The sequence below is a fragment of the Winogradskyella sp. KYW1333 genome (genome assembly GCF_003335675.1).
Taxonomy (GTDB): Bacteria; Bacteroidota; Bacteroidia; order Flavobacteriales; family Flavobacteriaceae; genus Winogradskyella.
Genome location: NZ_QPHL01000015.1, coordinates 92120 through 115358, shown reverse-complemented (window position 1 = coordinate 115358; position 23239 = coordinate 92120). Strand labels below are relative to the sequence as shown.

The 23239-nt window shown below is 33.7% G+C and carries 15 protein-coding genes and 1 pseudogene; 3 read left to right on the top strand and 13 right to left on the bottom strand.

Annotation, left to right across the window (positions count from 1 at the left end):
- Positions 1-135 precede the first annotated feature (135 nt).
- From DUZ96_RS06165 to DUZ96_RS06140, 6 genes are all read right to left on the bottom strand, one after another.
- On the bottom strand, positions 136-2547 hold the full coding sequence (locus DUZ96_RS06165) for a thiamine pyrophosphate-dependent enzyme (RefSeq protein ID WP_114301074.1): 2412 nt from the start codon (positions 2545-2547) through the stop codon (positions 136-138).
- Positions 2548-2700: 153 nt separating this feature from the next.
- Positions 2701-5541, bottom strand: coding sequence for a metalloprotease (locus DUZ96_RS06160; protein WP_114301073.1), 2841 nt, complete (start codon positions 5539-5541; stop codon positions 2701-2703).
- Positions 5538-6812: a T9SS type A sorting domain-containing protein gene (locus tag DUZ96_RS06155; protein WP_114301072.1), complete on the bottom strand. Its 1275-nt coding sequence runs from the start codon at positions 6810-6812 to the stop codon at positions 5538-5540. The genes DUZ96_RS06160 and DUZ96_RS06155 overlap by 4 nt, the downstream gene beginning before the upstream one ends.
- 25 nt (positions 6813-6837) lie before the next feature.
- Positions 6838-7524: a TIGR00730 family Rossman fold protein gene (locus DUZ96_RS06150; protein WP_114301071.1), complete on the bottom strand. Its 687-nt coding sequence runs from the start codon at positions 7522-7524 to the stop codon at positions 6838-6840.
- A gap of 91 nt (positions 7525-7615) precedes the next feature.
- Entirely contained in the window at positions 7616-10444 is a 2829-nt protein-coding gene (gene uvrA / locus DUZ96_RS06145) for an excinuclease ABC subunit UvrA (RefSeq protein WP_114301070.1), read from the bottom strand.
- 156 nt (positions 10445-10600) lie between these two features.
- Positions 10601-10951 (bottom strand): hypothetical protein, encoded by a 351-nt coding sequence (locus DUZ96_RS06140; RefSeq protein ID WP_114301069.1) that lies wholly within the window; start codon positions 10949-10951, stop codon positions 10601-10603.
- Positions 10952-11103: 152 nt separating this feature from the next.
- Between DUZ96_RS06140 and DUZ96_RS13080 the strand changes: the two are divergent.
- Positions 11104-11623: pseudogene (locus DUZ96_RS13080) on the top strand (hypothetical protein); the annotation flags it as partial.
- 231 nt (positions 11624-11854) lie between these two features.
- Here the strand turns inward: DUZ96_RS13080 and DUZ96_RS06130 are convergent.
- From DUZ96_RS06130 to DUZ96_RS06105, 6 genes are all read right to left on the bottom strand, one after another.
- Positions 11855-12592: a hypothetical protein gene (locus DUZ96_RS06130; RefSeq protein WP_114301068.1), complete on the bottom strand. Its 738-nt coding sequence runs from the start codon at positions 12590-12592 to the stop codon at positions 11855-11857.
- 12 nt (positions 12593-12604) lie between these two features.
- The gene (locus DUZ96_RS06125) at positions 12605-13504 is read right to left on the bottom strand and encodes a RimK family alpha-L-glutamate ligase (RefSeq protein ID WP_114301067.1); all 900 of its coding nucleotides are present in this window, start codon (positions 13502-13504) and stop codon (positions 12605-12607) included.
- Positions 13501-14169 (bottom strand): DNA alkylation repair protein, encoded by a 669-nt coding sequence (locus tag DUZ96_RS06120; RefSeq protein ID WP_114301066.1) that lies wholly within the window; start codon positions 14167-14169, stop codon positions 13501-13503. Before DUZ96_RS06120 ends, DUZ96_RS06125 begins: the two co-directional genes overlap by 4 nt.
- Positions 14170-14196: 27 nt before the next feature.
- A complete protein-coding gene (locus tag DUZ96_RS06115) occupies positions 14197-17448 on the bottom strand; it encodes a S41 family peptidase (RefSeq protein WP_114301065.1) in 3252 nt (1083 codons plus the stop codon).
- 93 nt (positions 17449-17541) lie between these two features.
- Positions 17542-19248, bottom strand: a complete 1707-nt coding sequence (ggt, locus tag DUZ96_RS06110) for a gamma-glutamyltransferase (RefSeq protein WP_114301064.1) — start codon at positions 19246-19248, stop codon at positions 17542-17544.
- Positions 19245-19847 (bottom strand): ACP phosphodiesterase, encoded by a 603-nt coding sequence (locus DUZ96_RS06105; RefSeq protein WP_114301063.1) that lies wholly within the window; start codon positions 19845-19847, stop codon positions 19245-19247. Before DUZ96_RS06105 ends, ggt begins: the two co-directional genes overlap by 4 nt.
- 70 nt (positions 19848-19917) lie before the next feature.
- Between DUZ96_RS06105 and glmM the strand changes: the two genes are divergently transcribed.
- On the top strand, positions 19918-21306 hold the full coding sequence (gene glmM / locus DUZ96_RS06100; RefSeq protein ID WP_114301062.1) for a phosphoglucosamine mutase: 1389 nt from the start codon (positions 19918-19920) through the stop codon (positions 21304-21306).
- Positions 21307-21631: 325 nt separating this feature from the next.
- Here the strand turns inward: glmM and DUZ96_RS06095 are convergent, their stop codons facing one another.
- Positions 21632-22522, bottom strand: a complete 891-nt coding sequence (locus DUZ96_RS06095) for a lysophospholipid acyltransferase family protein (protein WP_114301061.1) — start codon at positions 22520-22522, stop codon at positions 21632-21634.
- 61 nt (positions 22523-22583) lie between these two features.
- On the opposite strand from DUZ96_RS06095, the gene DUZ96_RS06090 reads away from it, so the two are divergent.
- Positions 22584-23237 (top strand): rhomboid family intramembrane serine protease, encoded by a 654-nt coding sequence (locus tag DUZ96_RS06090; protein ID WP_114301060.1) that lies wholly within the window; start codon positions 22584-22586, stop codon positions 23235-23237.
- The last annotated feature ends 2 nt before the right edge of the window (positions 23238-23239 follow it).

Genomic DNA, 23239 nt, shown 5'->3' with positions numbered 1-23239 from the left:
GAGTATTGTTTATAATAATAGTTGTTTCAAATCTATTTAATACACCTTAAATATATTATGATTTATGTTATATGAAAAAATAAAGCCCTCATTTTTTGAGAGCTCTATGTAACAATTGCTATAATCAAGACTTATTTATCGTAATGCAGGATAATTGGTTGGATTTAATTCATGCATTATCGTATACACAGTTTCAAAAATATCTTCTGTCGATGGTTTTGAGAAATAATCACCATCGGTTCCATATGCAGGTCTATGAGGTTTTGAAGCTAATGTTTTAGGTTGGCTGTCTAAATGCTCAAAGGCATTTTGTTTATTTAAAATCTCATTTAATATAAAAGCTGATGCACCACCTTCAACATCCTCATCTATTATTAAAACACGATTAGTTTTAGCTATACTTTTTACAATATCGTGATTAATATCTAATGGAAGTAATGACTGAACATCTATGACTTCTGCATTTATACCTACTTCTAGTAATTCTCTCGAGGCTTCCATTACTAAACGCAAAGTAGAACCATAAGATACTAAAGTAATATCCTCACCTTCTTTTAAGGTTTCAACAACGCCGATTGGTGTTTTAAATTCACCAATGTTACTAGGTAATTTTTCTTTTAATCTATAACCATTAAGGCATTCAACTACGAGTGCTGGTTCATCACTTTGTAGTAAGGTATTATAAAACCCTGCTGCTTTAGTCATATTTCTGGGAACTAACACATGGATACCTCTAATTAGATTTAGTATACCACCTAATTGCGATCCAGAGTGCCAGATTCCTTCTAATCTATGACCTCGAGTTCTAACTATCATTGGAGCTTTTTGCCTTCCTTTAGTACGGTACTGAACTGTAGCCAAATCATCACTCATAATTTGAAGAGCATACATGAGATAATCCAAATACTGAATTTCTGCTATAGGTCTTAATCCACGCATTGCCATTCCGATACCTTGACCCACAATTGTAGCTTCTCTAATTCCAGTATCTGATATTCTTAGTTCACCATGTTTTTCTTGTAATCCCTCTAAACCTTGATTTACATCACCGATGTATCCAGAATCTTCTCCAAAAATTAACGCTTCAGGATATTTATTAAAAATGGCATCAAAATTTTCTCGTAAGACGATACGCCCATCAACAACTTTAGAATCTTTGCCATAAATTGGTTCTACTGCTGTTTGATTAAATACGTTTTTATCAGACTCGCTGTAAAGGTGTGAGCTGTATTTTAGTTGAACATCTTCTATATAGGTACTAATCCAATTTTGAAGGGTGGTTTTTTCCTTTGAATTTTCAAATAATACGTATCTGAGGGCCTTTCTAGCTATTGATAAAACATCTCGCCTTAATGGTTCATTAACAGATTCTAATTCACCAATTAATTTGTTGATAAATACACCATTTGGGCTAGATGAAGCAAGCTGTTTTAATAAATCTAATACTTCATTTTTCTCCTTGAGAATTGGCTTCAAAAATGCAGACCAAGCTACCTTTTTCCCATCTCTCACAGCCTTTTTTATTTCACGCTCTAGAGTTAACAATGTATCGTCCGTAGCAATATTATTGTTAATGATCCATTTACGCATCTGCGTATTACAATCGTGCTCAACTTCCCATGTTAGTCTTTCGTTATCCTTATAACGTTCGTGCGATCCCGAAGTTGAATGCCCTTGAGGTTGGGTTAGCTCTTGTACATGTATTAGAACAGGAACATGCTCATTACGTGCTATTTGTCCTGCTCTTTGATAAACATCAATTAGTTCAGGGTAATTCCATCCTTTTACACGGAAAATCTCATAACCATTTTCATTGTCGGTACGTTGGAATCCTTTAAGGATTTCTGATATGTTTTCCTTAGTAGTTTGATGTTTAGCATGTACTGAAATTCCATAGTCGTCATCCCAAACACTTATAACCATAGGTACTTGTAAAACACCTGCAGCGTTTACAGTTTCGAAGAACAGACCTTCACTAGTACTTGCATTACCAATAGTACCCCAAGCAACTTCGTTTCCTTCAATAGAAAAATTAGTAGTGTCAATTCCTTTCACATTTCTGTATATTTTAGATGCTTGAGCCAATCCTAATAGTCTTGGCATCTGAGCTGCAGTTGGTGAAATATCAGCACTAGAATTCTTCTGCTTGGTTAAATCTTTCCAATTCCCGTTTTCATCTAAACTATGTGTTGTAAAATGACCACCCATTTGACGCCCAGCAGACATAGGTTCTTGCCTAAGGTCTGTGTTGGCATATAGTCCGGCAAAAAACTGTTCTATTGTTAATTCTCCAATCGCCATCATAAAGGTTTGATCTCTATAATATCCTGACCTAAAGTCGCCGTTGGCGAATGCTTTTGCCCAAGCGATTTGAGGAATTTCCTTTCCTCCGCCAAAAATTCCAAATTTTGCCTTTCCTGTTAAGACCTCTCGACGACCTAGTAAACTACATTCTCTACTTGTAACAGCAAGCCTGTAATCATTTAAGACTTCTGCCTTAAAATCTTCAAATGTAATCTCTGTTTTAATATCTGGGTTGGTCTTCATTAAGGTCTAAATTAGAATACGCAAAGGTACGGAAAATAAAATTTTATACAATATAATCCACTGTTATAAAATTGAAATATTCTTAATAAATAAGCTTCATAATTACATAATTATTAAAAAAATGTAAAAAATTAACATTACTCTAAGAATATGTTAATACCATTTTCGTCTAAACAGCCCTAAAAGTACTTGTGGGTCTACGGTTATGATGAAACGGATTTTTTCTCCATAATTTGGTTGGGAAATCTCCCAGCCCAAGTTTGAATAAAGTGGAAAGTATAATTCAAAGTAATCTTCAACTAGATTTAGCCTAATACCAGAATCGTATACGAATTTGGTTTTTTCAAATTTGTTTTTGACCAAACCAATGTCACCATAGGCTTGAATATAGCGCCAGATAGATGTGCTGAAATTGGCAGTAGTAATCCATTGATTGGCAAAGGGTGTATCTAACATGGACTTAAACCCTCCTTCTGCAATTATAATTTGTTGGCTAAATAATCCTGCATCTTCGGATCTTCCAAGGTAGTTTAAATCAAATAGATAATCCGTCGGTCTGTCTAGTGCAAAGCTAAAATAGTCAGAATTTGGATCACTGTCATTGTTTAAGAAAATACCAGCAAATAATCTAAAATTTATATTTCTATTACTCCTTGTGAGACGCCTAAATTCATAGTTTACAGAAAGTTTGCTGAACTGATTTGCTAACTGAAAATCTGCGTTAAATCTTGAAAAATTAATAATTCCAGGATTAGAATGTGTGTAACGTAAATTAAAAACTCCATAATCAGGCTCGTCAACCGTTACGGTAGCATTTTCACCAATATCTCTAGTAATGCTAACATACCTTGCTGTAATAAAATCTCTACCATCAGCTCTAAAGTCATCATCATCTCTAAACGAAAAGGAAATGGATGGTCTTATACTTGTAAAAAATGCATCTTGTGCAAAAGATTGATAACCTGAGGCTATACCGTAAGTGATATCAAATAGATTTTGGTTCTCCAAATTATGAGTGTAATAGACAGAGGCAGATCCTGTTAATGACTTAGATTTCAATGCATATTGTGGCGAAAACCTGTAGTTAAGGCGTTTCCTTAAAATCGTTTTATTATAAATTTTGGTACCAAGGGTTAAACCATCATAAATATTATTGAACTCAACTAAAGGCATGAAAAATATTTGATTATAATCTGGATCTTCTATATCCTTAAATAACCTAAACTGAAATGGCTTATTATTTAAGAAAGACCCATTTACTGCTTTATAATTATCTCTTTGATTAAATTCTGGGACTATATTATCATAATCAAGTACAAACTTTTCCGTATCGTCTTTTGGAATGGAAATAGTCTTTGTGCCAACAATATTTTCAATCCAAGTTTGACCAATTACAGAATCATTTTTGAGTTTAAAAAGAGAGATAGGCATAGTATTTCCCCTCTTATTCCTAATAGTAACCTTGATGGAGTCCTCAGTGGTATCTACGTCTTTTATTTTAAAATCTATTTTTTTTCTTGTACCAACATAATCTTTAAAAAACCAATCAATATCCTTAGTTGTTTCTTTTTTTATAAATGATTCAAAGTCACTTACTGAAACGTTTTGTATTGTATTTGTTTTAAGAAACTGAGTAATACTCTCCCTCAAAACAATATCGTTAGCAAATTCATCTAGATAATTAAAACCAACACCAGCTTTGTATTTATTAGCAATATTGGCATTAAACTTTATAAGTGAATCTTTTGAAGTTGCTAGTGGCTGATCACGGTTTTTTCTAGCAATTTCCATTGAATATAAAAAGTACTGAAAATTAAAGTCTAGATCAGCAGCATGGAAAGCTCTAATACCCCAGATATTGGCAAGTGTACCAATTAATTTCATATCAGGGTAATACTCTTCAACGTATTTGATTAGAAAATATATTTGTAATCCGTCACTAAGCCAATTTTCCTTGCGTGGATTTATAAGCAGAATATTATCTAGATACTTTTTTAAAGCTGTTTTTAGCAATTTCAATTCGTATTGAAATTCTTTTGGAAAAGGTCTTAGAAAGTCTGGTAACTGGTTAAGACCATATAACGGATTCTGGTTGTAATCAATTTCAGTAACTAAAAGTTGTTTATGTGGATATTCTCCTAAGTTTTTCGTTAAAAACCGTGTAATTTTATCAGTTAAAACAGCCTTATCCGTTGGAGCAAGTCCTTTTTCATTGATATTAGAAAGTACTATAAAATCATCAGTCTGCACAAAGCTAAATCGCGGAAACCGGTTTATCGACAAATATGTATCAACCCTATCTTTACCACTAAGAAAGGTTATCTGTGATTTTTTATCTTCGGTTAAATCAAGGCGTGTCAAATCTAACTCTGAGGTTACCTTGTAATTCAAGGGGTGGGTAACTTTTAGTTCTAAGTCTGCTTTTGGAACAAATAAATCATTTAAATCCTTGTTACTATAATAATTCCATTTACCATCATAAACAGTAGGCGTTATGTACCAGTATTTAAGATCAAAATTCTTATTTTTAGTAAAGCCGTAATCTGTAAAGGTTGCGTCTGGTAATACAAGATTGTAATTCAGTATTAAATGATAGGAATCACCTGGTTTTAATTCTGAATGTAATGTCACCTTAATTACATCAGGATGATTTATTAAATTGGTAAACTCTAATTTATTATTAGAGATATCCTTTAGAGAAGTAATTGTGGTAAATCCTCTTTGTTCACTTTTTGCTAAGTGAAATTTGGTGCTAAATTCTTCCTCAAACCGTTTTGCAAGTGGTGTAGTTTTTGTTGAGTAGCTATTATTCCAATCATTTAGGTAAATTTCTTTTAAGGCATCGTCTGATTCATTTTTATAAATTATCGTTTGCGAAATAGTAATAGACTTTTTGTCTATATCAACTACAGCATCAACGGTAATTTTGTTCTGAGCAAATAATATTGACCCAAAACAGAATAACAGAATTGCTATGTGAGATTTACCTATCAATGAGAAACAATAATTTTAATCGGTTTGATCTGAAAATTCGGGATAGTTAAAAAGTAAATACCGTTTGCCAAATCTGAACAATTGATTTTTAAGTTAGAATTTAATACTAACTGTATTTTTTTTATCATTTTACCTAAACTATTATAAATGACTATATCTTCGGCAAAAAGTTTCGCTGGTATATTTATGATGTGAATCTCCGAATCTACTATGGTTTTTTCTAGTTTTAATTCTGCTTCTGCAATATTATCATATATACTAAGCAAATTTTCATCTATTTCTAGGTTCATTGTGACAGGTAAATGGTCACTGAAATTATGTAGGGCATCTCTAACTTCAAAAGAAAATTCAGAACCAGGAATTGCACATGCGGAAGAATTTATGGCACTATTATAGCATGCTGATAACCCGTTATTACCATAAACTTGATAAGAGTTCGGTTCGTATGTAATCGTAGCATTAGTCAACATATTCTCCGAGGTTAAAATAAAATCGAACCTATCATCTAAACCACCTGATGCACCACCTAATCCATTTTGGGTTCTCGTAGATTGCGTAAAAACATCAACAAAATTAGGGTTGTTGTTCCAACTTCCAACTCTATCAGCCGGGTCGGCAAGAGTTATATTGTTGGTGTCTTGCAACAATAGCTGAAAGGCTGGTTCTGACCCTGTATATATATTTAAATCTCCTCCTAACAAAATATTTGAGTCTGAAGGTAAAGTACTTAGGTAATCATCTAACTCTACGACCATATTAAAGCGCCTTAATTCATTTTGATCACCACTTGATGCCTTTAAATGACAAACGATAACATAAAATTCTATTGGATTAGTAGTTTGATCAACAGTGTTTACTTTCAATTTATATACATTAAAATCTCTTAAATCCGTTGGTACAATGATCTCGTCCTCTAATATGAATTTAGTGCTATCATAATACAATAGATTTTGTAAATCATTTTGATCGCCTGTGGTATCATCTGAAGTATTAGAAACATAGGTTGCCATTTCATAATTTGTAGAAATTGAAGATCTAGTAATGTTAAGTACATTATTTGCACCAATAATATTGTTTAATTCGCAAACCAAAAATAAATCGGGTTGGTAATCAGAAAGTATAAATTCTAAATCATCTTCTCTGTTAGGCACGGCATCCTCTAACGGATAGTTTAGAAGATTATAAAACATCACCTTAAATGTTTCTTGACCAGAAACATCTATCCAAAACATGCAGGCGAGCAAAAAGCATCCAAATATTTTCTTTTTCATAGCGGTGAAATTAAAAAGGACAATTTTAGAAATTTGGGCTAAGTCTAGATTCTTTGTAAAAATCGTTTAATATTTCTATGACATCATCAGCACGATCAACAACGTGGAAAAGATCTAAATCCTCTGGGCTAATATTTCCAGCATCTATCAATGTGCTTTTTATCCAATCAACCAACCCGCCCCAAAATTCTGTTCCAACCAGAATAATAGGGAAAGTCTCAATTTTTAAAGTTTGTATCAATGTCATAGCTTCAAAGAGTTCATCTAAAGTTCCAAATCCTCCAGGCATTACAACAAAGCCTTGAGAATATTTTACAAACATTACCTTACGAACAAAGAAGTAATCAAAGTCTAGACTTTTATCATTATCAATGTAGGGATTGTCATGTTGTTCAAAAGGCAACTCAATATTTAATCCTACTGATGTGCCACCAGCAATATACGCACCTTTATTACCTGCCTCCATAATTCCTGGACCACCACCTGTGATAACACCGTAACCATGCTCAACTATTTTACTAGCAACATCTACTGCTAATTTATAGTATTTGTGGTCTGGTTTTGTTCTAGCTGAACCAAAAATAGAAATACAAGGACCTATCTTACTTAGTTTCTCATATCCACCAACGAACTCACCCATAATTTTAAATATGGCCCATGAGTCATTAGTTTTTATTTCATTCCAACTTTTGTGCTTATGCTCTTTTCTCATATAATTATTCTTATTTCCTTTTTGAAAACCTACTAATATAGTTTTTTATTATGGTTATCAATACAGGATCAATTGTAAAATAAACTTAATATTAAGACAGCTCTTTTATTAAGAATTTCGCTGTGTAGCTATTTTCATCTTTAATAAGTTGTTCCGGTGTGCCTTTTGCAACAATTTGTCCACCGCCTTTTCCGCCTTCGTACCCAATGTCAATAATATAATCTACCGTTTTGATCACATCTAAATTGTGTTCAATAATTAAAACGGTATTTCCTTTGTCAACAAGTTTGTTGAGTACTTTCATTAATACTCTAATATCTTCAAAATGAAGCCCAGTTGTGGGTTCATCTAAAATATAAAATGTATTCCCTGTATCTCTTTTGCTTAGTTCTGTCGCAAGTTTAATACGTTGTGCCTCGCCACCTGAAAGGGTTGTGCTTTGTTGGCCTAATGTTATATAACCAAGACCAACATCCTCAATAGTTTTAAGTTTTCTGTAGATTTTAGGAATATGCTCAAAGAAAATAGTAGCTTCTTCAATTGTCATATTTAAAACATCGCTAATAGACTTCCCCTTGTATCGTATTTCTAACGTTTCCCTGTTAAATCTTTTACCTTGGCATGTTTCACATTCTACATATACATCAGGTAAAAAATTCATCTCTATTACTCTCAATCCTCCACCTTGGCATGTTTCGCATCTTCCACCCGCAACATTAAAACTAAATCTACCCGCTTTGTAACCACGAATCATAGCTTCAGGAATTTGAGCAAAAAGCTTTCTGATTTCATCAAAAGTTTTAGTGTATGTTGCAGGATTACTACGCGGTGTGCGACCAATTGGTGATTGGTTTATATCAATAACTTTATCAATATGCTCTAAGCCTTTGATTGATTTATATGGCATAGGCTTTTTTACAGCATTGAAAAAATGTGCATTTAAAATAGGGTAAAGGGTTTCATTTATTAAGGTAGACTTCCCACTTCCAGAAACACCTGTTACACCTATCATTTTCCCTAAAGGAAATTCTACATTAACATCTTTAAGATTATTCCCGGTACACCCTTTAAGACTTATCTTTTTTCCATTTCCCTTTCTGCGTTTTTTTGGAACTTCAATTTCTTTTTCACCATTAAGATATGATGCGGTCAATGTATGATGTTCCAATAGTTCTTTTGGTGTGCCCTCGCTAATAATTTCACCACCATGTTTTCCTGCAAATGGACCAATATCTATGACATGGTCGGCACGTTCAATCATATCCTTGTCATGCTCTACAACAATTACAGAATTGCCCACATCTCGCAGTGAAGCAAGAGAATTGATTAGTTTTTCATTATCTCGTTGATGTAAACCAATACTAGGTTCGTCTAAAATATAAAGTACACCGACCAGTTGAGATCCAATCTGTGTAGCTAGTCTAATACGTTGCGCTTCACCACCTGATAACGATTTAGAACTTCTATTTAATGACAAATAAGTAAGCCCAACATCTAACAAGAATTGAACTCTGTTTTTTATTTCCTTTAAAATTTCAGTGGATATTTTTAGTTGCTTGTCTGAGAGTCTTTCCGAAAGGCCCTCTAACCATTCGCCAAGCTCAATTACATCCATTTTGACTAAGGCGGCAATGCTTTTTCCGTCAACTTTGAAATTAAGGGATTCTTTTCTTAAACGAGAACCTTCGCATACTGGACATTCGATTTTATCCATGTATTCCTTGGCCCAACGCACTAATGAGGTAGAATTTGACTTATGTTGGCTCTCAATGAAATTGGCTACACCTTCAAAATCGATATTATAATTTCTTGAGACACCAAGTAATTTACTTTCTACAGTAAATTTATCCTTACCACCATATAGAATCATCTGTTTTGCCTCATTGGGAATATCTTTCCAGGGGTCATTGAGGGAAAAATCAAATCGTTGGGCAATGGTATCAAACTGTTTGAAAATCCAACTTTTTTTCTGAGGTCCATGAGGTGCTAATGCTCCATTTTTTATTGATAGAGACCCATCTGGCACCAATTTTTTTTCGTTAACTACATATTTCTCTCCTATACCATTACAATTAGGACAAGCACCTTTTGGCGAATTGAAAGAAAAGTTATTTGGTTCAGGGTTTGGATACGAAATTCCTGATGAAGGGCACATTAAATTTCGACTAAAGTATCGCGTTTCATTGGTGTCTTGGTCAATAACCATCAATACATCATCACCGTGATACATGGCAGTATTAATAGATTCCATTAGCCGCTTTTCATTGTCTTGAGAATCATCAATTTTTAAACGATCAATTACTATCTCAATGTCGTGCGTAACATATCGATCTAACTTCATTCCTTTTGCGAGTTCAACAATTTCACCATCGGTACGCACTTTTACAAAGCCTTGTTTTGCAATTTGTTCAAAAAGTTCTCTGTAGTGGCCTTTACGTGATCGAATTACTGGAGAAAGAATATTTATACGCTTGCCACTGTAGGCCTCGATAATTAGGTCCTTGATTTGCTCATCACTGTAGCTAACCATTTTTTCACCAGTCTCAAAGCTAAAGGCATCTGCCGCTCTAGCATATAAAAGCCTTAAAAAATCATAAATTTCAGTAATCGTACCTACAGTTGAACGTGGTGATTTGCTAGTGGTTTTTTGTTCAATTGCGATTACAGGTGAAAGACCATCAATTTTATCTACATCAGGTCGTTCAAGACTTCCTAAAAACTGACGTGCATATGCCGAAAAAGTTTCAATATATCTGCGTTGACCTTCTGCATAAATAGTATCAAATGCTAATGAAGATTTGCCACTCCCTGATAATCCTGTGATGACCACAAGCTTTTCTCTTGGAATGGTTACATCAATGTTTTTTAGATTATGTACACGAGCACCCTTAACTTCAATAGAATCGTTAAATGTTGTCATATAAGTAATAGCCGACTTGAATGTTTTGACAAAGTTGCAAAGGTACAATATTTAGTTGTTAATTTAGTGTGAAGGTTTATTCTTAATAATTAGAATTAAGGCATAAAAAAAAGTGCATTGTTAACAATGCACCTTATAAATTATAGCTATTTTTATTTAAGTTGTTGGCGCTATTTCACCAGCTTCAATAGATTTATTGTAATTGGCTTTTACGCTTTTTAGATATCCAAAAAATTTAGTGCCGTCTTTTCGTTCTAAAACCACATATATAGTACCATCCTCATTGGCCATTACTTCTTTTACTATGACAGTATCTCCATAAACGCTCTTGTAGTTAGCTACTTTACCTCTTTTTGCAAGTATATTTAGCTTAGGAAATTTTACATATTTGTAATTAACTGCAGTAGGCTCATTTATAACTAATTCATCACCAACATTCGGTTCTGTTTGAGCAGAAGCAAAAAAACAAAATCCTAAAAAAAACAGAGTTAATATTACGTTTTTCATAATTAAATAGGTTTAAATTGATAATTATACAAATTTATGAAGTTTAAGAGAATTTTTCAAGTTTTTATGTGGATAAATAATCCATTATAATTTGGTGTAATAGAGTATTTTTAAATTCATTTTTTTGAACAAAATCAATAAAAAATATTTGTATAAAATTATATAGTATAGGTTCACGTATTAATCACTCAACCTATGGTAAAGGTGTGGTTACCAATGTGACCTCCAAGCAATTTTGGGTAACATTTATTGAACGCGGATTGTAAACTTTAGAGGTTGATGAGGAATTTGAAGTGATTGATGCCGTTGAAGACGATGTAGATACTGTAAGTTTCTTTGAGGTAGATAAAAGCTAAAGAAGTATATTGAAGAAATGGTCTGATGTTTCTAAAACTGTAAAAATAGCAGACAAAGGAAAGGCGGTAAGCTCATACTAGAATCAAGTGATACTAATTTGCAAGGAAAAGAATTACCAATTGATACCTTTTTTCACAAAATCACAATGGTTAGGATAGGTTAAGAGTCATGGAGCAGAAGATAAATTCTATCAATCTAGATGAGCAAGAAAAAATAGACCTGCAACAGTATATCACAAGAAATTAAGGGAGTTTAATTAGTTTTAATATTCTTTTTAAGCTCAAAAGTCAGCACTTTGTTGGTCAAAGGAGTAAATTGTCACCTGATAATCTGTCAGTAAGTACAGCTTTGGAGCAAGAATTATTCTTTGCTCGGTATGGTAAAAGCATTCAAAAAGGTATAACGTATTTTTTATATGATAATGGTTGCTTGTATGTTAGGTGTTTCTAATGTCATTCTGGAGAAAATAAGAATGGTAGATGATACACAAGTAGTTATTGAACAAAAATAAGAGGCGCCGGATATACAGATTTCTATTCAGAAAATTTAATCCTTTAAAACAGTACCTTTCACATCATCAATTTCAAGTCCTAGAAACAAGATATTGTGCAACGTTGGTAGCATTGCGCCACTCTCAGTTATCATCCAATTTTCCCAAGTTGCTTCTATGCCACCAATTGGTAATATATCAACCCACATTTGAAAACTTTTTGGTTTGCCATCCTTATCAAAATGCCATAAGTAACTATCACCAGGTGTTGTGCCACCTTTGGTATATGTTACCAAAAGTGATTTATCACCATCTTCGGATTCAACAATACGTCTCTCTACACCATTATCAAATACTTTATAAGGAGCAACAAGCCAAAAGGAATCGTTGTTGAAAAAAGCTTCAGCTTTTTGGGTATAATCATGTTTTTCTATACCGTTATACTCTTGTTCTGCAACAAAAACTTTTGAATTATCATGATCTCTTAAATCTAATTCGACCTTAAAGTCATCCCAGTAAACTTCGCACCTGTTGTTAGCCTTAAACCATTTATAAAAGTGTCTACCTTTAAAAGTCCATTCTAAATAATCTGTATTTTTATATGCTTCAAAATCTAAAGCAATTAGCATGCTCGTAGCCAATGCATCAGCCTGTTTATCAATTTTTCCAACAGGTAATTCGTCGTTATATTTTAAATAAATAAAACCATAAAACAGGAGTGAAGGAAGGGTGAAAAATATAATTAGTCCACCAATAATTTTTAAGATGCGTTTAGTTCTTGATGCCTTTGTCAAAACAGATAATATTTACAACAAAGATAATTTTTCTTTTGTAGCTTTAGCTAAAACATTAGCTGCTTCTGGATTATTCCTAAACCAAAGTTCTGGCTCAATTAACTCTAATTCCGCTAAAGCAATTTTACCTGAATTGTCATTGAAGATATCTACTCTTCCATATAAAGGCATTTCATCACAAGCATGGACAGCCTCAATGGCAAATTTAATTTCTTTTTCAGAAGGTGAGTAATTATAAATGGTGCCGCCAAAGTCGTCTTGTACTCTAAAATCACCAGCTTTAGCTTTTTTTAGTATGGCATGTGTAAATACTCCGTTGAATACCATCATTGATACTTCACCTTCAGTAACTATTTTATGTTGAAATGGCTGTAGCATCATCGCCTCTTGTGCAATTAAATCCTGAAAGATGGATTCATAATGGTTCAAATTATCAGAATTTAGTTTGTAAGTATGTCTTGCAGCACCAGAAATACATGGTTTTAAAACGGTTGTTTCACAATTCATTTTTGTATGAAGATCTTCTAGATTACAATCGGTACCTTTTTCAATAAATAGTGTTTCAGCAATATGAATACCATTGTTTTTAAGGTCTTTTAAATAATGTTTGTCAATATTCCATCTAACGGTAGCTTCTGAATTCATAAGTGTTGTGACTTTTGAGACGTCATTTAACCAATTGGAAAACTCATCGAAATCATCAAAATAATCCCACGTTGTCCTGAACATTATGGCTTTGGTATTAGACCAATCAAATTCAGGGTCATTCCAAGCTTTTCTGTTGACTTTTAATCCTTCTGATTTTAAAGCTTCACATACCAATGCATCTTCATAAAATACATTCTTGTAATATGGGTCTTTACTATCCTTTAAATAGCGACTATCAGTTAAAACAACAACATCGTAATTCATATAAAATGTTTTAAAGCTTCTCTTTCACTCAGTGGTTTTAAATCAGTTCTTTTAACAAAATCAAGAACGGGCTTACTGTTACACTTTGCATATTCCCTTAAAGCCCAGCCTATGGCTTTTTTAATAAAGAATTGGTTGGATGACTTATGTTTAATACATAATTGTGAAAGTAGATGAAAATCTGTTTGCTCCCTGTAACCCAATTGAAATAAAATTGCCGAACGATTTAACCACATTTTGTCACTGTTTGAAAACGACCTAATGGTTTCATCTCGCATTTCAGGTATTTCAAGCAAAAATTGACCAAGTATATGTTTTGCGATAAAATCTACGGTATCCCAATGCGAATTTTTAGTAATTAAAAATTCTATTAAACCAATGTCAGTTTTGTTGTAATTTCTTTTTTTAAACCTTGAATATACATCCATGGCACAATAATGAAATTCTCGTTCTGGCTTATTGTAAAGTGTTTGAGTGATCTCTGAAATATCATTCTTTAATTCGACTTTATTTGAATTAATTATTTCTCTTAGAATAGACTTTCGCAAAGCAGATTTAATACCAAAAAAGACAAACTTATTTTTCATGTAAGCTTTCATTGGTATGGCATTAGCTTCATCTCTATTACTTTCTAAAGAAAAGCTAACTTCTTTTACAAAAGACATATCTAACCTACTAGATTACTTTCAGAATTAATTATCATTTTTGTAACCATCAGGGCGTTTCCATCTTACAGGAGCCTTAGGTTCTGGCTTAAGCTCAAATTCATTACCTCTAAGTAATTTCAAAGCCTCTTCTACAGCACGTTCTAATTGCGGATCGTTACCTTTGGTTGTTTCTTTAGGATGTTGGATTACTTCAATGTCTGGTGCTACACCTTCGCCTTCAACAGCCCAATTGCCATTAACATCATAAAATCCGCCACGAGGAGCTACCATACGACCTCCATCTATAAATCTTGGTGTATCCCAGGTTCCTACTAATCCTCCCCACGTTCTAGTACCTATTAAAGGACCAAGGTCTTTCATTTTAAACATGTATGGTAGTAAATCACCACCAGATCCTGCACGCTCATTAATAATCATAACTTTTGGTCCCCAAATACCAGCCATTGGTGTGGTCCAAGGTCTGTTGTCATTTGCCTTGCTATTAAAATAGCCAAATAGTTCACGGGCCATTACGTCGATCATATAATCCGCAGCAGAGCCACCACCATTATTGCGCTCATCAATTACTGCACCTTTCTTGTCTTGTTGAGAGAAATAATATCTATTGAACGATGTAAAACCGCCACCACCAGTATTTGGTACATAAACATAAGCTAATTTTCCATTAGATAATTCATCTACTTTTCTACGATTTTTTTCAACCCATTCAATACTGCGTAAACTGCGCTCATTCCTAACAGGTTTAACCAAAACAGTTCTAGGATTATTTCCGTTTGCAGAACTACTTATTGTAATATTAATTTCTCGTTCAGATGTTTGTTCTAAATATTCATAGATGTTGTTGTTACTCGTAAGTTTCTTTCCATTGATAGAAAGAATATAGTCTCCTTCATTTACATTTATTCCGGGTTGTGCTAGAGGTGCTCTTGTGTTAGGGTTCCAACGTTCACCATTATAGATTTTTGCAATCTGATATTTACCATTGTTAATTTTGAAATCACAGCCCAATAATCCAATAGGTACAAAATACAAATCAGGAAAATCACCACCAGAAACATAAGAATGACCCACAGCAACCTCACCACTCATAATATCTACAACATAATTTAAGTCGGTTCTATGACGTACATGATCAATCCAAGGCGAATACCATTTGTAAATATCATCCCATGGTGCACCGTGCACATTGTCTACATAAAGAAAATCGCGCATGTAACGCCAACCTTCCTTAAAAATTTGATGTGCCTCAGCTTTAGGGTCTAATTTAATTTTCAAGTTGGTTTTTAATTTGTCATCAGCAGGCTTTGGTTTACCTTTTGAGCTGGTCAATATCCAACTTCCGTTTTGAGATAGAAGAACAGATTTTCTGTCTTCTGAAGCGACCATTTGTGACACACCTTTAGTGAAATCTGTAGCTTTTTCTTTTTCCACATCATACGAATGTACTTTTAGGCCATTTTCATTTGGTATAGCCTCAGCGATAAATACTTTATGCTTCGGTCCTTTTAACAGAGCTACATAATTTCTTGCAGGCAATTTTAATGCAACAGCTCTATCGAAAATACCCTTATCATCAATAATAATTTCAAGATCTTTGTCTTCTTTCTTGTCCTTTTTAGTGTCATCAGATTTGTCTTCGACCTTAATTTCTTCCATATCATTTTTAGGAAGATTCGGCGCTTTGTCAGATGAATTGAGAACAACTGCATATAAACTTCTGGTCAAGTTAGAACCTGGGTCATAGTTACTCATATCTAACCAACCTGAAGATAAGCCATAGTTTGTGCTGGCAAGTGTATACAGGTATTTGCCAGATTCATCCCAAACAGGGGTTATTGCATCTGCTATTGGATCTGTTAATTGAATAGTTTTTCCGGATTCAATATTGTAGGCAAAAATTGATTTAAAGTGACTTTCTTGTTGTTTGGCGTAGGCAATCCATTTACTGTCAGGTGACCAAACTGGATTCATACTTCTGTTAGGATGAGCGTATCTGTCTGTTGCAACTTTCTTTGTTTTTTTGGTATCAAGATTTAAAATCCAAATATTATAATGCGTATCTGTGTAAGTAATATTTTTGCCATCTGGAGACCAATCTGGTTGAAAATAGAAGGTTGGTTCTGGCAATGCAATGGTTACTGGATTTTGACCATCTTGGTCAGCTAAAACTAAACTGTATTCACCACCCATATCTGAAAACCATGCAATTTTATCACCCTTTGGTGACCAAATAGGACTTCGATCTGCAACACCTGGAGAATTGGTGATATTCATCCAAGTTCCATTCTCTTTAGGTATAGTAAAGATTTCTCCTCTATATTCAAATACTGCACGCTTTCCTTTTGGTGATAAATTAGGATTTGATAGGTTTCTACCTGTTACATCATCCCACTTGGATCTGTAAAAATTTAAATCGGCTTTAACTTCAATATTCAATTGACTGCTTTTGCTGTTACTAGGGTCATAAATATGTAAATAACCACCTTGTTCGTACACAATTTTATCAATACTGGAGTCAAGACTTTTTACGTCGAATTTTTTATGAAAAGTGATCTGTTTTTCTTCCTTGGTATTTGGATTAAATGACCAAATGTTCATTGTGTAATCTCGCTCAGACATAAAATAAACGATACCATTTAACCAAACAGGATCAAGATGACGTTCCTTAGTTGGTTGCTTTGTTCTTAGTAACTCTTTCGTTTTCAAGTTAACTACCCAAACTGGCATGGCCTGTCCACCGCGATAATTCCTCCATTCAGCATCCCAACCAGTAATGGGAGTATATGCTAGGTGTTTACCATCTCTTGACATTTCTCCATAAGCGGCTCTTGGTATCTCTAAAGCTTCAGGTAACCCACCATTTGTGGAAACGGTAAAGAATTTATTAGTCATTGTTGGTTGGCTTTCTCTACTAGATCTAAACAAAACTCTACCATCAGGTGTCCATCCTTGAACAAAATCACCACCTGGATGATATGTTAATCGTTTTGGTTCACCACCTTCAGCAGGCATTACAAATACATCTATATTACCGTCATATTGCGCAGTAAAAGCAATTAATTTTCCATCATTAGAATAATGTGGGCTTGATTCATATCCTTCATCACTTGTAAGTCTAATTGCAGTACCACCTTGTGTTGAAGCTTTCCAAAGATCATTTGCATAAACAAATACAACATTATCTCCATGTAAAGTTGGTTGTCTCAAAAGTTGAGTGCCTTGTGAAAAACTGATTAAACTAATAAAAAGGCCTAAAAAGCCAATATAATATCGCATGCTTAGTTGGTTTAAAGTGTAGATTAAGAATTCGGATTGGTGCTTCTAAAGATACAACTTAGATGAGGTGGATATTTTAAAAAGTTGTTAAAACTAAAAACCTATAGCAGTATCGTCTCCACGACTGTCTGCACCTCCCTCTAATCTTCCGTCATCGAGAATCAAAATACCATCAACTTTACCAATAACAGGAGATCGAGTTAAGTTGATAGAATATCCTTTTGCCTCTAATTGCTTTATTATGGAGGGATCGAACGCATTAGGTTCCATTCTTATTTCATCTGGCAGCCATTGATTATGAAATCTTGGAGCATCAACTGCTTTTTGCATACTAAGACCAAATTCGTGCACATTTAAGATGGTCTGTAATACTGATGTAATTATTGTAGATCCACCAGGAGTACCAAGAGACATGTAAAATTCTCCATCTTTCTCAATGATTGTGGGTGTCATGGAGCTAAGCATTCTTTTTTCCGCAACTATACTATTTGCTTCAGCACCAATAAGACCAAAATAATTTGGGACACCCGGTTTACTGCTAAAATCATCCATTTCGTTATTAAGAAAAATACCAAGTTCATCAACAAAAACTTTAGATCCAAAACCTGCGTTTAAAGTTGTAGTTACTGCTATGGCATTACCAAATTGATCAACGATAGAATAATGTGTAGTTTCTTCACTTTCATAGCCAATAATTTTTCCATGAGAAATAGAGTCAGCAGGTGTAGCCCTATTAAAGGAGAAATCCTTCATTCTTTGTTCTAGATAAACTTGACTCATTAGGGTTTCTGTTGGTATTTCAATAAAATCTGGATCTCCAAGATAATAACTACGATCTGCATAAGCACGTTTTTCTGCTTCCGCCAAAACTTGAATCGTTTTAAGTTGGTTATGACCATAATCGGCTAAGTCAAAAGGTTCTATCATTGTCATTATCTGGCTCAAGCAAATTCCGCCCGATGAAGGTGGAGACATGGATGTAATTACTAAATCATCATACTGAAATGTAATTGGGTCTCTCCATTTACTTTCATACTTATTTAAATCATCTAATGTGATAATACTACCTCTTGATTTTAGGAAATCGACAAGAATACGTGCAGTTTCACCAGAATAAAATTCATTTCTTCCGTTTTTGGCTATACGCTTTAGAGTATTGGCTAATGCTGGGTTTTGAATTCGCGTACCCGCTAATACATTCTTGTTATAAAGAATCTCTTTTCCATTAACAACCTGAAAAATACTATCCTTTGACTTAAATCTACGTGCTTGTTTTTCAGTAACAATGTACCCATTTTCAGCAAGTTCAATAACTGGTTGAATAATAGTTTCTACATCTAATTTTCCAAACTTTTCCTGAGCTTTAAAAATACCAGCAATAGTTCCTGGAACACCAATTGCAAGGCTTCCTGTAGTGCTTTTTCCTTTAATTACATTTCCGTGCTCATCGAGGTACATGTCTTTTAATGCACCGATTGGTGCTTTTTCTCGGTAATCTAAAGCACCTTTTGTACCATCAGCCAAGCGATAAACTAAAAATCCACCTCCACCAATATTCCCGGCAACCGGATAAGTTACTGCTAAAGCCAATTCTGTCGCCATCATAGCATCAAATGCATTGCCTCCTTTTTTTAAAATATCAGCACCAATTTTTGAGGCTTCTTGTCTAGCACTTACAACCATCGCATTTTCTGAAATTACACCTCTTTTACCGGTTTGGATAATTTCTAAAACGCGTTCTTTTTTACAGCTTGTAAAAGAAAGTATAGTTATAATTAATAGACCAAATAATTTTCTCATAAATTAAACTTCTTGGTTAATGTTTTTAATTTCTGGTTATTATAAAAGATAAGTTCGTTAAAAAATTCAGTAAAATCTTTTTCAAATTCAGAATAGAACAATTTAAGTTCCTTTGTGGCTAAATTCATTTTAGATCGACCATAGGTTCTTCTATTCATACCATTTAATACCGATTGGATGCCATCAATCTCAGCATAACTCAGTAACCAGTTATCTTCTATCATTAATGGCGTTAAGTGTTTAAATTTGGGAGGTAAAATTTCAAAATGGCGCTCTAGACTATGGTAAAAGTTCTTAACATATGAATCTAAAGGAATCTTAGAATACGCACTCCAATTTTTTGCCAAAAAATGATCATAAAAAATATCTACAATTACACCACTATAATGGCCATAAGGGTCATGAAGACGCTTAGTACTTCTTCTAAAAACTGGATGTGCGTCTGTAAAGGTGTCTATAGCTCTGTGTAATAAAATACCAACTTGGATTTCTTCTGGGTATTGCTCATATTTTTTTCCTCTAATACCATCGGCGACAAAATTTCCTATAGTTATTAATTCATTGTCACTAGAAAGATAAATATGAGCTAAAAAATTCATTTTCCGAATTTACAAATTCATAATAATATAATAGGAATTAGATACTATATTTGCTCAAAATCAAAATTATATGACTTTAATAAAATCCATTTCTGGGATTAGAGGGACAATAGGTGGTAAGGTTGAAGATAATTTAACTCCAATAGATGCAGTTAAATTTGCTGCCGCATATGGTACTTGGATAAAGCAACAGCGCAATAAGAAAAATTACAAAGTAGTTGTAGGAAGAGATGCTAGAATATCTGGAGAAATGATTCAGAATTTGGTAATGAATACCCTGGTAGGTTTGGGAATCCATGTTGTAGATTTAGGATTGTCTACCACACCTACTGTTGAAGTGGCTGTACCTATGGAACACGCTGATGGTGGTATAATATTAACAGCAAGCCACAATCCAAAGCAATGGAATGCACTAAAGTTATTGAATGCAAAAGGTGAGTTTTTAAATGGTACTGAGGGACAAAAAATTTTAGAAATTGCAGAGTCTGATAGTATGAATTTTTCTGAAGTTGATGTTTTAGGGAAAATAACTAAGAATGAAGCTTATATAGATTTGCATATAGATGAGGTGTTAGATTTGCCATTGGTTAATAAAAAAGCAATTGAAGATGCCAATTTTAAAGTTGTAGTAGATGGTGTTAATTCCACAGGAGGGATTGCTATACCATTACTTTTGGAGCGTCTAGGTGTGCATGCAGTTAAGCTTTATTGTGAACCCACAGGTCATTTTCCTCATAACCCAGAACCTCTTAAGGAACATCTAGGAGATTTAGCGCAGGCTGTTGTTAACGAACATGCGGATTTTGGAATTGTTGTTGATCCAGATGTTGATCGTTTAGCATTTATGGATGAAACAGGAGAAATGTTTGGTGAAGAATACACACTTGTTGCTTGTGCGGATTATGTTTTGAGTAAAAACCCAGGAAATACGGTGAGTAATATGAGTTCAACAAGAGCGTTAAGAGATGTAACTGAAAAATATGGCGGTGTGTACGAAGCTAGCGCCGTGGGGGAGGTTAATGTTGTTGAATTAATGAAGAAGAATAATGTTGTGATTGGTGGAGAAGGAAATGGTGGAATAATCTATCCTGAATTACATTACGGAAGGGACGCTTTAGTTGGTGTAGCCTTGTTTTTAAGTCTTCTTGCTGAGAAAAAAATGAAGGTTAGTGAGTTAAGAGCTACTTATCCAAATTACTTTATGAGCAAAAAGAAAATACAGTTAACTCCAGAATTGGATGTCGATGGTATTCTTAGCACAATGGAGTCTAATTATAGTCATGAGAAATTGACCACTATCGACGGTGTGAAAATTGACTTTGCAGATAGCTGGGTACATCTTCGTAAAAGTAATACTGAGCCTATAATTAGGATTTATACTGAAGCACCGACTCAAGAATCTGCTGATAACTTAGCAGATAGATTCATAACTGAGATAAAGACCATTGCTAATATTTAGTATCATTGCTTATCTACTTATAAAATGACTACATATATGGTTTCTGGGGCTTTTACAAATAGAGTATCTGATTTAGAAGCTTATTTTACGAATATAATTGGGTAGGATGAAACATTTAAATCATCATATGGCAAATAAACAATAATTTATACGGATTGGACAGTTTCATGCAGGTTATGCCGGCCAATTGAAGAAAAACTAAGAAACATGGGCATTGGACTATGGATATTCAGGTTGTAATAATGAATTTGTCCATAAATATCAAAATAAAGTACCTTGCAACTCTTCTGATGTAGATTCTTGGTTTAATTTAAGGTAAACCAGATTATTTCAAGTTTTCAGGAACTTGATTACTATATTTCCAGCGTTTATGTGTCCATAAATAGAACTCTGGCTTTTCATAAATCTGTTTTTCGATATATTCTATGTACATATCCGTGATTTCGTTTTCATCATAACCCTTAGGGTTCATAATTACCGGCTCAATTGTGGCTTCATAATAACCACGTTTGATTTTATCTATTCTAAAAAATATAACAGGTACATCCAGTTTCTTGGCAATCATTTCAGGGCCTGTGATAACAGGGACCTCAATGCCCATAAACTTTCTCCAATAGTGCGCTTTTTTCAATTTTGGGGATTGGTCTGCTGCAAAACCAGCAACAAATAATTCACCATTTGCTTTAAGTTGAGTTAAGGTAGCTATAGTTTCTTTTGTAGTAATGAGATAGGCATTGTATCTCGCCCTCATACGCTTAACCAAGCCGTCAAAGTGTTTATTACTTAAACGCTTATAAATTGCATAACCCTTATGCTTTATATGACATTGAATAACTACTGACCATTCCCAATTTGCATAATGAGAACACATTAATAAAACACTACGATTTTGAGATTCTAGTGCTTTTATTTCTTCGATGTTTTTATAAACAAATCGTTTTTTTATTTCACTTTCCTTAATTGTTAATGACTTTATTGCTTCAAGAATTAAATCACAAAGATGACTGTAAAATTCACTCATGATTTTTGAAATCTCTTTTTCAGATTTTTCAGGAAATACCAACCTTAAATTAGATTTAACAACTGATTTTCGGTATCCAAATATTCTATACATAAAAAAGTGTATGACATCAGATAAGCCATACAAGACTTTAAAGGGTAATATGGAGATTAACCAAAGAATTGGAAAAATAATTATGTAAGCAATAAGTTGCATCAAATGATGTTAGTTTTAAAGGGCAAATATATGTTATATTTGAATTAATAGATTAGAGTTTATGTACAATTTAGGAATAGTTACAATTGTTATTATCGCATCCAATGTCATTATGTCTTTTAAGGGTTTTGATGATCGTTTGTTTTTTGAAAAATATAAATTTAATGTTGGTAGTATTAGAAGAGGTGAGCAGATAAGAATGATTAGTTCTGGGTTTTTACATGCCGATACTACGCATTTATTGATGAATATGATAACTCTTTATTTTTTTGCTGGTACTGTAATAAATCAGTTGGGCAATTTCAATTTTGTTATTATTTATATAGCAAGTTTAATTTTTGGAAACTTATTATCCCTATACTTTCATAAAGATGAATATTGGTATAGTGCTATTGGAGCAAGTGGTGCTGTGACAGGCATTTTATATGCAGCAATTTTATTAGAACCAAGTATGAGCTTATATATGTTCTTTATACCCATCCCAATACCTGGTTATGTTTTCGGTATTGGTTATTTGTTGTATTCTATCTATGGTATAAAAAACAGAGTAGGCAACATAGGTCATGATGCCCATTTTGGAGGCGCAGTTGGTGGTTATGCATTAACTCTTTTATTAATGCCGAGTTTATTTAAAACAGACATAGGTCATGTAGGTTTGTTGGCCATACCAATCATTATACTGTATGTTATGCATAAAACGGGTAAACTCCGTTAGAA

What these genes read in the sequence shown, in the direction of transcription:
- DUZ96_RS06115 (WP_114301065.1), bottom strand. Translation starts at nt 17,448, where the DNA reads ATGCGATATTATATTGGCTTTTTAGGCCTTTTTATTAGTTTAATCAGT.
- DUZ96_RS06090 (WP_114301060.1), top strand. Translation starts at nt 22,584, where the DNA reads ATGTACAATTTAGGAATAGTTACAATTGTTATTATCGCATCCAATGTC.
- glmM (WP_114301062.1), top strand. Translation starts at nt 19,918, where the DNA reads ATGACTTTAATAAAATCCATTTCTGGGATTAGAGGGACAATAGGTGGT.
- DUZ96_RS06095 (WP_114301061.1), bottom strand. Translation starts at nt 22,522, where the DNA reads ATGCAACTTATTGCTTACATAATTATTTTTCCAATTCTTTGGTTAATC.
- DUZ96_RS06155 (WP_114301072.1), bottom strand. Translation starts at nt 6,812, where the DNA reads ATGAAAAAGAAAATATTTGGATGCTTTTTGCTCGCCTGCATGTTTTGG.
- DUZ96_RS06125 (WP_114301067.1), bottom strand. Translation starts at nt 13,504, where the DNA reads ATGAATTACGATGTTGTTGTTTTAACTGATAGTCGCTATTTAAAGGAT.
- DUZ96_RS06140 (WP_114301069.1), bottom strand. Translation starts at nt 10,951, where the DNA reads ATGAAAAACGTAATATTAACTCTGTTTTTTTTAGGATTTTGTTTTTTT.
- DUZ96_RS06105 (WP_114301063.1), bottom strand. Translation starts at nt 19,847, where the DNA reads ATGAATTTTTTAGCTCATATTTATCTTTCTAGTGACAATGAATTAATA.
- ggt (WP_114301064.1), bottom strand. Translation starts at nt 19,248, where the DNA reads ATGAGAAAATTATTTGGTCTATTAATTATAACTATACTTTCTTTTACA.
- DUZ96_RS06120 (WP_114301066.1), bottom strand. Translation starts at nt 14,169, where the DNA reads ATGTCTTTTGTAAAAGAAGTTAGCTTTTCTTTAGAAAGTAATAGAGAT.
- DUZ96_RS06150 (WP_114301071.1), bottom strand. Translation starts at nt 7,524, where the DNA reads ATGAGAAAAGAGCATAAGCACAAAAGTTGGAATGAAATAAAAACTAAT.
- DUZ96_RS06165 (WP_114301074.1), bottom strand. Translation starts at nt 2,547, where the DNA reads ATGAAGACCAACCCAGATATTAAAACAGAGATTACATTTGAAGATTTT.
- uvrA (WP_114301070.1), bottom strand. Translation starts at nt 10,444, where the DNA reads ATGACAACATTTAACGATTCTATTGAAGTTAAGGGTGCTCGTGTACAT.